A 12,626-nucleotide genomic window follows, 5' to 3' on the forward strand; every position below is an offset into this window, starting at 1 on the left:
TTAGGCTTGAAAATCGGATTTACCGCCTGATTTAGAAATCAGTTTGGTTTCTTTTATCACGATGCCTTTGGACACCGATTTACACATATCGTATACCGTTAAAGCGGCTACTGAAGCTCCCACGAGCGCTTCCATTTCTACTCCCGTCTTCGCTTCTAATCGGCAAATACAGGTAATGATGATTTGATCATTCTGTACTTCTGTCTCGAATTTGCAGGAATCTAATCCCAAAGGATGGCACAAAGGAATCAAATCCGAGGTCTTTTTAGCCGCCATGGTTCCAGCGATAACCGCTGTTTGCAGAATGCTCCCTTTCTTATTTTGCCAGCCAGCCGCCTCAAAATGCTGCACGATTTCGGCTCCTAAATAGACGATAGATTGCGCTTTGGCTTCGCGAACCGTTTCGTTTTTTGAACTAACATCCACCATTCCGGGCGTACCATCTGATTGCAAGTGAGAGAAGTCGATTGACATAGCTAATTTGAAATTTAGAAGACAAAAATACGGGAGAATTAGCAAAAAATAGCGAAATTTAACAAATACGATAAAACCATACACATGATCAGCCCACTAGAAGCGATTGAATTACTTAAAAACATCACCATTCCTTTCCGTACAGAGAAAATGCCTTTGGCAAAAACGTTAGGAATGAACATCGCCGAGAAAATCGTGGCTGACCGTGACTTCCCTCCTTTCGACCGTGTCATGATGGATGGAATCGCCGTAAAAGATATCACGGCACCTACCTGGAAAATTGAAGGCATTTTATTTGCGGGAGAACCAGTAAAGGCCATCAAAAAAACCGATGGTGCCTTAGAAATCATGACTGGTGCGACGGCACCACGCGGAACAGAAGCGATCATTAAGATCGAAGATCTGAGCATAGAAAAAAAGATCGCTACTTACATCGGCAAAACGCCATTGGAAAAAGGGCAACACATACATTCACAAGGGGCTGATGCGCCAGCAGGATCGGTTTTAGTTAAGAAAAGAACAAAGATTGGACCTGTCGAAATTGCGATTGCAGCGACGGTGGGAAAAGCCCACATTGAAGTTGAATCAAAGCCTCACGTGCATATTTTCTCTACTGGCGATGAAATCGTCGGCTTACATGAGACGCCAGCTGACCACCAAATCCGCAGCTCGAATGTGATGATGCTTAAATCCGTTTTATTGTCCAAAGGATTCAAAGCGAACTCCAGCCACTTAGCCGATTCCGCTGAGAAAATTAAAGCTAGTATTGATAAGGCTTTGGATTCCAATGACATCATCTTATTGTCTGGTGGCGTTTCAGCTGGCAAAAAAGATTTAATTCCTGGTGTTCTAGCGGAGGCTGGTTTCGAAACCATTTTCCATAAAATTTCCCAAAAACCAGGTAGACCGCTATTAGTGGCTACACGCCCAGATGGCAAGGTCGTTTTTGCTTTCCCGGGTAATCCAATCTCGACTTTAACTTGTTTCTGGGTGTACTTCCTTCCTTGGGTTTCAGGGGAATGGCCGGAATACCAGGTGAAGGAGATTAAATTTTTACCAAAACCTTCCGCAGAACTAGACCAATGGATTCCAGTAGAAAACGGCGAGGTATTAGCCCATAACGGATCAGGGGACTTGATTAATTGGTCGCGTGCGGATGGATTAGTTTGGCAAAAAGCAGGAGATAAAGCGAAGAAATTACCCTATATTCCACTCAAATAAGCCTGTATGGAACTGAAACTACATACCTTCGATCTGCCTCTAAAGCACACATTCACGATTACGCATGAATCGAGAGATGTGCAACCCACGCTAATTGTGGAGTTGAGCTGGCATGGTAAAAGTGGTTTTGGGGAAGCAACGGAAACGCCCTATTATGGGGTGACGATGGCGAAAATGAAGGCGCAGGTTGAATCTATTATTGATCTGTTGCCACACGATATTTTACCTCACCCGAGTGATTTTTGGGCGATGATGTCCAAAATGCTCTTAGATGAGCATCCCTTTGCGCTTTGTGCTTTGGATGTGGCTTATTGGGATTTGTGGGGCAAGACGCATAATAAGCCACTGTATGAGATTTGGGATTTAGACACTGCTAAGAATCCGATCACAGACTACACGATAGGAATTGATACGGTGGAAAAGATGGTGGCCAAAATGCAGGAAACGCCCTTCCCTCTCTACAAAATCAAACTAGGCACTCCAGCTGATTTAGAAATCGTAGAAGCCTTGCGAAGAGAAACTAACGCCATTTTCCGCGTCGATGCGAACACCGCTTGGACACCTGAGCAAACGATATATTTTGCTCCTGAATTGCAAAAATTAGGAGTCGAATTCATCGAACAACCGCTAAAAGCAGATAATTGGGAAGGCATGAAACAGGTGTACCAAGAATCCTCCTTGCCTATTATCGCCGATGAAAGTTGCATCCTAGAGTCTGATGTGGAAAAATGTGCCGGCTATTTTCATGGCATCAATATCAAACTAATGAAATGTGGCGGCCTCACTCCTGCCTTACGCATGATTAAAAAGGCAAGAACTCTCGGCCTAAAAGTGATGGTGGGCTGCATGACCGAATCCACCATAGGCTGTTCAGCTATTGCTCAACTGCTTCCTTTACTGGATTACGTGGACATGGATGGTTGTTTACTTGTGGATGACACGATTTCTAGAGGGATTACCATCGATTATGGAGTCGTTTCTTATTCTAATTTACCAGGAACTGGCGCTGAATTGTTATGAGTTATTCCATCACAGAAACACAGATTCCAGGCCGTAAAATAGCTTTTGAGGGGGCGGAATACCTTTGGCTAGGAGGCACGAATTATTTAGGTATTGGCTCCCATCCTACTTTTCAAAATGCCTTAGCGGAAGGAATTCAGCAGTATTCCCAAAACTTCGGCAGCTCACGTCGCAATAACTTACAATTCTCCATTTGGGAGGATTTCGAACAGGCTTTAGCCGCCCATTTTAAGGTAGAAGCAGCCGCCTTATGTTCCTCCGGTTTAGCCGCAGCCCAAATCGCAGTACAATTTGCTCAGCAAAAAGGCTTAACCTTAAACTTAGCTCCACAGTCGCATCCAGCGCTTTGGAGACATCCTCATTTACCTTACCCTGGCACCTATTCGGATTGGATTTTAAGCCATCAAAAAGGTCAAATTCTAGCTTCTGACGGCATTGGTTCGCCTTGGATAACCACTTTCGACTTTTCTTTTGCGGCCTCCATGCATCCGGATAATTTTTTGATTGTGGATGAATCGCACCGAGCTGGCATTCAGGATATTCAGATAAAATGTAGCGGCCATCTGTTGCAGACGATTTCGCTTTCGAAAGCCTTTGGCATACCAGCTGGGGTTATTTTAGGGTCATCCGCAGATATTTCCGCCATTAAAACAGATTCCTTCTGGGTGGGCTCCTCGCCTCCTAATCCAGCCTTTTGTCATGCAGGATTGCAGTCGATGGAGGCATACTCTGACTTAAGTGAAAAAAGCAAAGTCCTTGCGAATCGCTTTGCCACTAAAATACAGGGACTTCAACCAGCCATCACTTACGAAGCGTGCTATCCTGCCTTTTGTTCCAAAGCCCCAGGGCTTTTTGAGCACTTGAAATCTGCCGGCATTTTAGTCAATCATTTTTCTTACCCAGATATCACCGCACCTCCCGTTTGCCGCGCTATTTTACCAGCCTGCCTAACAGAGGCAGATATCGACCACATCACTGCAGCCATCCTCAGCTATGCGTAACCTACTTTTTCTATTGATCAGCATGAGTACATTCGCTCAAAAACCCACGAATATCCTAGAGCAGCTCTTGCTTGCCCATCCAGAAAAGTTCAAGAAACTAACAGATCATCCGGAGAAATACCGCCTTCAAATCCTGTATACTCAAATTGATCGGGATGCAAATAACAAACCTAACCTAACTACCTATTCTTATCGTGTAGATACGAATGAATATTTCTATCCAGCGAGTACGGTAAAATTAGCGGCTAGTGTGTTAGCCCTAGAAAAACTGAATACGCTTAAAATTAAAAAAGAGACGACCTTTCAAACATTTAAAAACCGACCTTCTCAGCTAGAAATTAAGACCGATTCTACGGCAGCGTCCGGTTTACCCAGCATTGCTCATTACATCAAAAAGATTCTTTTGGTCTCTGATAATGAGGCCTATAATCGCCTATATGAGTTTTTAGGCCAAAGACCCTTCAACGAATCCATGGCAAAAAAAGGATTCCAAGGAGTCCGCCTCACGCACCGCCTACAAACTCCTCTTCCCCGCCTAGAAAATCAATACACGAATCCCATTCAATTGATTGATGCCTCCGGCAAATTGTTGTATCAGCAACCAGAAGCATTTAACGATAAGCCCTATGCAGCAAATAACCCCATTTTATTAGGAAAAGGAACCATGAATGATGCGGGGGTGGTGGAAGATCGACCTTTGGACTTTAGTCTTAAAAATGCCTACCCTTTACAGGCTCAGCATTTGTTTTTACAGCGATTAATGCTTCCTGAGGCATTCCCTAAAAAGGAACAATTCAAACTTTCAAAAGAGGATTACCAATTCCTTTACCGCTACATGTCGATGTATCCGACTGAATCGAAAGAGCCCGCCTACCCAGAAGAATTCGCCACCTTTTGTAAGTTCTTGTATTATGGATCGGAGAAAAATGCCGTATTAAACCCCTCGATTCGGATATTTAACAAAGTGGGTGATGCCTACGGCTTTCTACTAGACAACGCCTATGTGGTCGATTTTGACAAAAAAGTAGAATTTATCGTAACGGCGGTGTTACTCTGCAATGAAGACGAAATCTTCAATGACGAAAAATACGATTATGACTCCATCGGATTTCCTTTCTACAAAAACCTCGGGGAAGTCATCTACGAGTACGAGCTAAATCGACCTAAAAAGCACCTGCCTGATTTATCGCACCTGCGCTTTGACTATACTAAGTAGTTTTACGCTTAGCATACAACAGAACGCCTACCCCGAAAAGAACGGCTGGAATGGATAAGATTTGACCCATATTCAACGACAAACCGTCCTCAAATGAACTCTGATTTTCCTTCAAAAACTCATAAAAGAAACGAAGCGTAAAAAGGATAATCATAAAAAGACCGGTCAAAATCCCATGGGGTGTATTTTGTTTTTGACGGTTCCACATCCACAACAAAAAGGTAAAGATGACCAAACAAGAAAGCGCCTCATACAATTGAGATGGGTGACGAGGTACAACGAAGGCAGCTAAACCACTCGGATTAAACTCATAATCTCGCATAAATTTAAAGCCCCAAGGCAAATCAGTCGGCTTGCCAATAATCTCAGAATTCATCAAATTCCCGAAACGTATAAAGAAGCCCGCTAAAGCTGCAGCTATCACTATCCTGTCAGTTACGTATAAATAGGACTGATCTTTGTTCTTTTTCGTGTACAGATAATAAGCCGTAAAAAGACCAATAGCTGCTCCATGAGAGGCTAATCCTGAAAAAGGTGGGGTAATCATTTGAATAAAAAAACGAACCGGATCGGCTAAAAGTAACGGAAATTCATAGAAAAAATAATGCCCCATTCTCGCACCAGCCACCGTACCCACCATGGTATAGATCAATAATTGATCCGCTTGCTCGACAGGTCTACCCTCTTGCTTGAACATATAGGAGACTACCTGAAAACCAGCTAAGAAGGCAAATGCGAAACATAATCCATACCAACGGATGGGGAATCCCAGCAAATTAATGATGGTCGGATCAGCGTTCCACTCAATAAATAAGTTTATCATTTTTCGGTCTTTTGACCAAAATTAAACATTATTTCTTTACGTTTTTCACAAAAACCTGGATTGTCTTTTTAAATAACTTAGCCGGGTGTAAACGATGAGGAAAGCCTAAAGATAAGGCCTGGAAGCTGCAAAAGAGGATTAGTAGTAAGATAACAAACCGCTGTTTCATAGTTGAGCTGTTGATTGTAATGCAAAGATAAAAAACAAAAGGTACTTTGCAATACAAGGTACTATAATTTATCAGCTAACTGATAATTTTGTAGACTAGATGCGCCCGTTCGTCGATTGGTTGCACCGACATTTCTTTTTTAAATGATCGAATTATATAATTGCGACAGAATTACCGTTTGATAACCGAATCAAATCTTTTAAATCATGAAAACAAAAATTTCATTAATCGCCTTCGTATCTGTTTTGGCATTAAATGCCTGCACCAAGGATCAAAACGTAGATCCACAAAATGCATCAACTCTTGCACCTCAAGAGGTTCCCGTATTAGTCACTCAAGCAGTAGCTACCGTTTACCCGAAAATGACCGCAGTTGATTATACCTCTCTGCAGACGAATTCGATTTATGTTGCTAATGTAACCACTCCTGTCACTGAAGCACAAGTTGTTGTTTCAAATAAAGGCATCGTGAAGGAAGTGGCCGTAAAAATTGCTAAAGCTGATTTACCAGCTGCTGTGATTACCTACATTGATTCAAATTTCCCAGGAGCTACCTTTGAGCACGCTTTGAAAAAAACTAAAGGAGATAAATTAGGTTTTCGGGTTGAGCTTATCTTCAATAAAGAGCATTATTCCATTTTCTTCGATGAAACAGGTGCTTTCTTGAATCAAGTAACTGGATTACAAGGAAAACCAGGTAAAAAAGGCCCTGCTCCTGCTGCCACTGAGATTGCCTTAGCTGATCTTCCTGCTCCGGTTCAGGCGGCATTGAATGGGATGACTTTCAAACGAGCTATTTTAACTAAAGATCAAAATGGGGTAGCTGTTTACCATATTCACGTAGACAAGGCTGGCGTTCTGTTAAGTTTAGATCTAGACGCGAATGGAACGGTCCTAAAATCAAAAGAGGTAAGCCAAAAAGGAGCTAATTTCACTAAAATTGACCTAACAACTTTACCGGCTGGATTAACTAGCTTTTTGAATACAAACGCAGCAGGATTTACTGTAGATTATGCCGTTGCGATCAAAAAGGATTCAGTTATCGTTGAATACCATATTGGCGTAACTATTGGAACAGCCAAAAAAGAATTTCATTTGGATGCTAATTTCCAACTACTAAAAAATCAACCAACAAAAGGTGGCCATACACCTCCTAATGTAACTATTACGAATTTAACAGCATCTACTCTACCTGTTGCCATCAAAACCTATTTAGATACAAATTATGCAGGATGGGCCTTGGTAAAAGCAGCAAGTGCAGCGGTTGACTCTGTTGTAAAAGATTACCATGTCGTGATTGAAGTGGCTACAAAAAAGTATTTACTTGAATTCGATGGTGATGGCAAATTTGAAAAGGCCGTTGTCCTTTAAAATTTAGCTATATACTTGATTAAAAAGGCTTGCGATTGCAAGCCTTTTTTGTGTAATTAGGGTATGCAAAACATTGAGCCCTCGTTTCAGTGGGAATCCATTTATGTCGCGGCACGCGATAAAAAGTCCCCTTTTTTTGGTAGACATTATTCAGAAACCACGTACGAAAATGATATTTATGGCTATTATATCCATCCCTTATGGGACGATATAGGCTCTGAAACACTCTTTTGTAAGATTCTTTATACGGATTATGCGGCGAAATACACGATTATCGAATTATTTGGGGAGTGGAATGATACGCTGCATAATGACATTATGCACCTGAAAAGAATGGTGGTGGACCATTTAGTGGATGAGGGGATTAAACATTTTATTCTGATCGGAGAAAATGTACTTAATTTTCACGGGGCTTGGGAGGATGACTATTATGCAGAATGGTTTGAGGATGTGGAAGATGGGTGGATTGCTGCGATGCATTTTGCGCCTTTTGTGGAGCAGGAATGGACAAAATACAAGGTGGATTATTACCTGAATTTTGGTGGGAATCTCCAAATTCCAAACTGGAGAACGCTGAAACCTGAAATGCTCTTTTTTATGCTGGACAAATTGATGAAAAGAAGATTAAATCCGTAAATTCGTACAAACCTATTTAAAACCATGAAAAAAATATTCCTATTGACCTTGCTTTGTGCAGGTCTATTTTCGTTTGCTATACAGGCAAAAAAAACAGATAATCGCTACTTCGAAATGCGCATCTATTATTGCCATCCAGGCAGATTAGACGCCTTAATCCAACGATTTACGAATCACACCACGAAGATTTTCGAGAAACACGGAATGACGAATGTGGGGTATTGGATTCCAACAAACAATACAGAGAATGCCCTCTACTATATTTTAGCCTACCCTTCTAAGGCAGAACGTGATTCTTCTTGGAAACACTTCAGCAGTGATCCAGAATGGAAAACAGTTGCTAAGAAATCGGAGGAAACCGGAAAAATCGTTGCTAAAGTGACGAGTATTTTCATGAATGCAACTGATTTCAGCCCTAAAATTAAACCTTCGGGAGGTGCGGTAGATCAAGTTTTCGAATTACGTACCTATACCCAATTGCCGGGAAGAAATCCGGCGATTTTGTCTCGATTCAGAGATCATACCATGAAGATCTTTAAGTCGCATGATATCAAAAATATCGCCTATTTCACCACCATCGAAAAGGATCCTACGGTTCAAAGTAAATTGGTTTATCTAGTAGCACATCCATCGGAGGAAGCTGCCAAGACGAATTGGGCGGCCTTTGTGAATGATCCAAAATGGAAACAAGTTTCTTCTGATTCAGAGAAAGATGGCAAGATTATCGAAAAAATCGAGTCCATTTTCATGACTCCCACTAGCTTTTCTACCATTCGTTAAAACTATGAAATTCGCTAAAAATACACCGCTCCTATTCCTAGGTGGGATGATTAGCCTTGTTAGCTTAGGCATCCCAGCTGTGATTCAGCCGAAAAAAATAACGTCTGATTCTGTTCAAGTGAAAGTTTCCGAACTTCAGGTACCTGAAGGCTTAGAGGTCAAACCCTTTGCTTCGGAGCCTATGCTGATCAATCCTACGAACATCGATGTCGATTCGAAAGGACGAGTTTGGGTATTAGAAGCCTATAATTACCGTCCAGGCATCAATGGAAATCCAACAAATCCTCAGGGGGATCGAATTGTCATCTTAGAAGATACAGATGGAAATGGACAAGCGGATTCGAGAAAGGTGTTCTACCAGTCTCCAGAGCTCAATTCTCCCTTAGGCATCGCGGTGTTAGATTCGATGGTCATTGTTTCCCAAAGTCCGTATATCTGGCGCATGTTTGATGATAACCGAGATGGGAAAGCGGATCGCAAGGAAGTGATGTTCTCTGGCATTGGAGGCGATCAGCATGATCATGGGGCGCATGCCTTTACGTTTGGGCCTGACGGGAAATTGTATTTCAACATTGGAAATGAAGGGAAGCAGTTGTTAGATGCCAAAGGCAATCCCGTTTTAGACCAAGATGGAGACCCAATCGGACCTAAAAAATACCGCCAAGGGATGGTATTTCGCTGTAATCTAGATGGAAGTCAGGTGGAAGTTTTAGGTCACAACTTTAGAAATAATTATGAAGTGGCGGTGGATTCGTATGGAGGACTTTGGCAATCAGACAATGATGACGACGGCAACAAAGGAGTTCGAATTAACGCCGTTTTCGAGCATGGAAACTACGGATATGTGGATGAAATGACTGGAGAAGGATGGTCAGTGAACCGTACGAATATCGAAAAAGAGATTCCCTTGCGTCACTGGCACTTAAATGACCCAGGCGTCGTACCTAATTTATTGCAAACGGGTGCAGGATCACCTACCGGAATGATTATCTATGAGGGGAATTTATTGCCTTCTAAGTTCCAAAACCAAATGATTCATACCGATGCGGGTCCCAATGTGGTGCGTTCGTATGCGACTACGCCTTGGGGAGCTGGATATGAAGCTCGCATCAATAACTTGATTACTTCCCGTGATCAATGGTTTAGACCTGCCGATGTCGCAGCAGCTCCGGATGGGTCTTTATTTGTAGCAGATTGGTATGATCCAGGCGTAGGAGGACACCAAGCAGGTGATCAGGCCAAAGGCCGCATTTACCGCATCGCACCTAAAAGTCATGCCTACAAGAAAACAACATTCGATCTCAGCACACCAGAATCGGCCTTTCAAGCGCTACAGAACCCGAACATAGAAATTCGTTTCCTCGCTTTTCAGGCTTTGAAAAAAATGGGTGCAAAAGCAGAATCTGTTTTGGAGACTGCTTTTAACACGAATGAAAATCCTCGCTTCCGAGCAAGAGCTTTTTGGCTATTAAATCAAGGACCTCGTTCGAATGAGTTTATCTCCAAAGCCTTCGAACAGGCGAACCCTAATTTAAAAATGATGGCGATTCGAGCGGCAAAGCAAAAGCCTTTCGCTGAATGGTCTGCCCTAGCGGCGAAAGCAGCGAGAGATCAACACGCCTCGGTGAGACGTGAATCAGCGATTGCCTTACGCCATCTTTCAGGAGAGGCTGTCAATCAAATTTGGGCATCTTTAGCTATGCGCCATGGCGGAACAGATCGCTGGTATTTGGAAGCACTGGGTATTGGGGCGGATGGAAATTGGGATGAACGTTTTATGGCCTATGCTGCATTAAAACCTGAAAATTCGAAGGGTTATGCTGATATTGTGTGGAGAGCAAGAACGGAAAAAGCATTACCAGCCTTAATCGAATTGATTGGGAGTACGAAGTCACTAGCTTATTTCAGAGCTTTGGATTTCATGCCTGGGGAACAGAAATCAGAAGCCATCATCGGCCTCATTTCAGGGAAATTTGCGAATGACCTAACTGCACAGCTGGAAGCGATTCGCCATATTAAACCAGCTTATATTGCAGCACATCCAGAGGCTAAGGCCATGCTTTCTACTTTACTAAAACAAATCGATGGCAAAGCTTACCTTGAACTTGTCGATTATTACCAATTAAAAGAAGAAAGCTCCCGTGTTTTAGGGATGATTCTAGCTAAAACAGAATCATCTAAAGCCTGCCAAGTATTGTATAACCTTCCAGGCGGTGCGGAATTAATTCGTGCGAAATTCTTTGCAGGAAAAGAAACAGAGCAATTAGCTTTCATTGAATCCCTGCGTTACCAAGGAAAAACGGAGTCAGCTCAATTATTATTTGATGCAATGACTACACCAGCCTGCAGTAAAACAGTTCAAATGCAGGCCGCACGCGTCATAGGCAATGCCTATCCTACGGAAGAATTCGTATTGGACCTATTAGAAAAGAAGAAAATTGCCGTATCCTACGTACCCTTAGTGGTAGAGAGCTTACAAAAAGCCTGGAGAAAGTCCATTCGCATGAAGGCAAATAGTTATTTAGACAAACATCAAACTGAAACCAAAAAGGCACACCCTGCCTTAGCCGAATTAGTTAAAATGTCAGGGGATGCGGTGAAAGGCAAAATAGTCTTTACTAATTCCTGCGCGATGTGCCACTTGGTTGATAAGGAAGGAATAGATTTCGGTCCAAAACTGTCAGAAATTGGCTCTAAACTCTCAAAAGAGGGTATGTATACGTCTATCTTTTATCCGAATGCAGGTATTGGTTTTGGCTATGAGACCTTCGAAGTAAAAACAAAAAGTGGAGATACCTACCAAGGGATAGTCGTTTCGAAAAATGAAACGGATATCGTCCTTCGTATCCCCGGTGGTATCGTGAAGAGCTTCAAAACATCCACATTAAAATCCTACAAGCAAATGCCTGAGTCATTAATGCCAGAGGGTTTAGCAGATGGAATGAGTACAAAAGAATTAGTTGATTTGATGGATTATTTATCCACTTTAAAGAAGAAATAAGATGAATCGCAGAGATTTTGCTTCGCTCTTAGGTGCTAGTTTACTGTTACCCACATTCAGTAAGGCATCGAGTCTTGCTAGAGAAAAACCTTTTGATTTACATTACGCACCCCATTTTGGGATGTTTAAAAATCACGCTGGGCCTAACGAACTAGATCAATTACAATTTATGTATGATCAAGGGTTTACTGCTTTAGAGGATAATGAATTGATGGAGAGACCTGTTGCCTTGCAAGAAAAAATCGGGGAGAAACTAGCGAAACTGAACATGAAAATGGGAGTTTTCGTTATCAAATTCGATGGATTTTTTGACAAGCAAACTATGACAACGGGTAAAAAGGAATGGACAGATGCATTCCTAGCCTCCTGCCGAAAAGCTGTGGAAACCTCGAAAAGGGTCAATGCCAAATGGGCAACCGTTGTTCCTGGGAATTTCACACGTGAACTACCTATGGGAATTCAAACAGGTCACGTGATAGATAACTTAAAAAGAGCCGTTGAAATACTGGAACCCGCAGGACTGACCATGGTATTAGAGCCTTTGAGCGACAACTCAGATCTATTTTTACGCTATTCCGACCAAACCTACAGCATTTGCCGTGCAGTAGACTCTCCTTCCTGCAAGATTCTTTTCGACATGTACCATATGCAGCGAAATGAAGGGAACTTAATTGCGAACATGGACAAATGCTGGAACGAAATTGGCTACCTCCAAATCGGAGACAATCCAGGCCGTAAAGAACCGACTACGGGTGAGGTCAATTACCAAAACATTTTCAGGCATCTAAAACAAAAAGGATATTACGGCGTTCTAGGCATGGAACATGGGAATTCGAAGCCTGGGAAGGAAGGAGAATTAGCTTTGATAGAGGCTTACCGCAAATCAGATGTCTAATTTCTTGTTAATTCAAAAAA

At 42.3% G+C, this 12,626-nt stretch carries 11 protein-coding genes; 9 read left to right on the forward strand and 2 right to left on the reverse strand.

Going from position 1 to position 12,626, the window contains the following annotated elements; translation table 11 throughout:
* A complete protein-coding gene (moaC, locus tag V7S74_RS03640; protein WP_406777404.1) occupies positions 1-474 on the reverse strand; it encodes a cyclic pyranopterin monophosphate synthase MoaC in 474 nt (157 codons plus the stop codon).
* 84 nt (positions 475-558) lie between these two features.
* On the opposite strand from moaC, the gene V7S74_RS03645 reads away from it, so the two are divergent.
* The 4 genes from V7S74_RS03645 to V7S74_RS03660 are packed head-to-tail and all read left to right on the forward strand — an operon-like array spanning position 559 to position 4,932.
* Entirely contained in the window at positions 559-1,695 is a 1,137-nt protein-coding gene (locus V7S74_RS03645; protein WP_406777405.1) for a molybdopterin molybdotransferase MoeA, read from the forward strand.
* 6 nt (positions 1,696-1,701) lie between these two features.
* On the forward strand, positions 1,702-2,715 hold the full coding sequence (locus tag V7S74_RS03650; protein ID WP_406777406.1) for a dipeptide epimerase: 1,014 nt from the start codon (positions 1,702-1,704) through the stop codon (positions 2,713-2,715).
* The gene (locus V7S74_RS03655) at positions 2,712-3,716 is read left to right on the forward strand and encodes a PLP-dependent aminotransferase family protein (RefSeq protein ID WP_406777407.1); all 1,005 of its coding nucleotides are present in this window, start codon (positions 2,712-2,714) and stop codon (positions 3,714-3,716) included. The genes V7S74_RS03650 and V7S74_RS03655 overlap by 4 nt, the downstream gene beginning before the upstream one ends.
* A complete protein-coding gene (locus V7S74_RS03660; protein ID WP_406777408.1) occupies positions 3,709-4,932 on the forward strand; it encodes a serine hydrolase in 1,224 nt (407 codons plus the stop codon). Before V7S74_RS03655 ends, V7S74_RS03660 begins: the two co-directional genes overlap by 8 nt.
* On the opposite strand, the gene lgt is transcribed toward V7S74_RS03660, so the two are convergent.
* Positions 4,925-5,755, reverse strand: coding sequence for a prolipoprotein diacylglyceryl transferase (gene lgt, locus V7S74_RS03665; protein ID WP_406777409.1), 831 nt, complete (start codon positions 5,753-5,755; stop codon positions 4,925-4,927). The two genes, V7S74_RS03660 and lgt, sit on opposite strands and share 8 nt — an antisense overlap.
* A 375-nt stretch (positions 5,756-6,130) precedes the next feature.
* On the opposite strand from lgt, the gene V7S74_RS03670 reads away from it, so the two are divergent.
* The 5 genes from V7S74_RS03670 to V7S74_RS03690 all read left to right on the forward strand — a co-directional run bounded on the left by V7S74_RS03670 (position 6,131) and on the right by V7S74_RS03690 (position 12,606).
* Positions 6,131-7,294, forward strand: coding sequence for a PepSY-like domain-containing protein (locus tag V7S74_RS03670; RefSeq protein ID WP_406777410.1), 1,164 nt, complete (start codon positions 6,131-6,133; stop codon positions 7,292-7,294).
* Positions 7,295-7,357: 63 nt separating this feature from the next.
* On the forward strand, positions 7,358-7,930 hold the full coding sequence (locus tag V7S74_RS03675) for a hypothetical protein (protein WP_406777411.1): 573 nt from the start codon (positions 7,358-7,360) through the stop codon (positions 7,928-7,930).
* A gap of 24 nt (positions 7,931-7,954) precedes the next feature.
* Positions 7,955-8,710 carry an NIPSNAP family protein gene (locus V7S74_RS03680; RefSeq protein ID WP_406777412.1) on the forward strand — a complete coding sequence of 252 codons (756 nt, stop codon included), beginning with the start codon at positions 7,955-7,957 and terminating at the stop codon, positions 8,708-8,710.
* A 4-nt stretch (positions 8,711-8,714) separates the two neighbouring features.
* Positions 8,715-11,711, forward strand: coding sequence for a PVC-type heme-binding CxxCH protein (locus tag V7S74_RS03685; RefSeq protein ID WP_406777413.1), 2,997 nt, complete (start codon positions 8,715-8,717; stop codon positions 11,709-11,711).
* 1 nt (position 11,712) lies between these two features.
* On the forward strand, positions 11,713-12,606 hold the full coding sequence (locus V7S74_RS03690) for a hydroxypyruvate isomerase family protein (RefSeq protein WP_406777414.1): 894 nt from the start codon (positions 11,713-11,715) through the stop codon (positions 12,604-12,606).
* The last annotated feature ends 20 nt before the right edge of the window (positions 12,607-12,626 follow it).

It is taken from the genome of Aquirufa novilacunae (assembly GCF_045310505.1).
GTDB lineage: Bacteria > Bacteroidota > Bacteroidia > Cytophagales > Spirosomataceae > Aquirufa > Aquirufa novilacunae.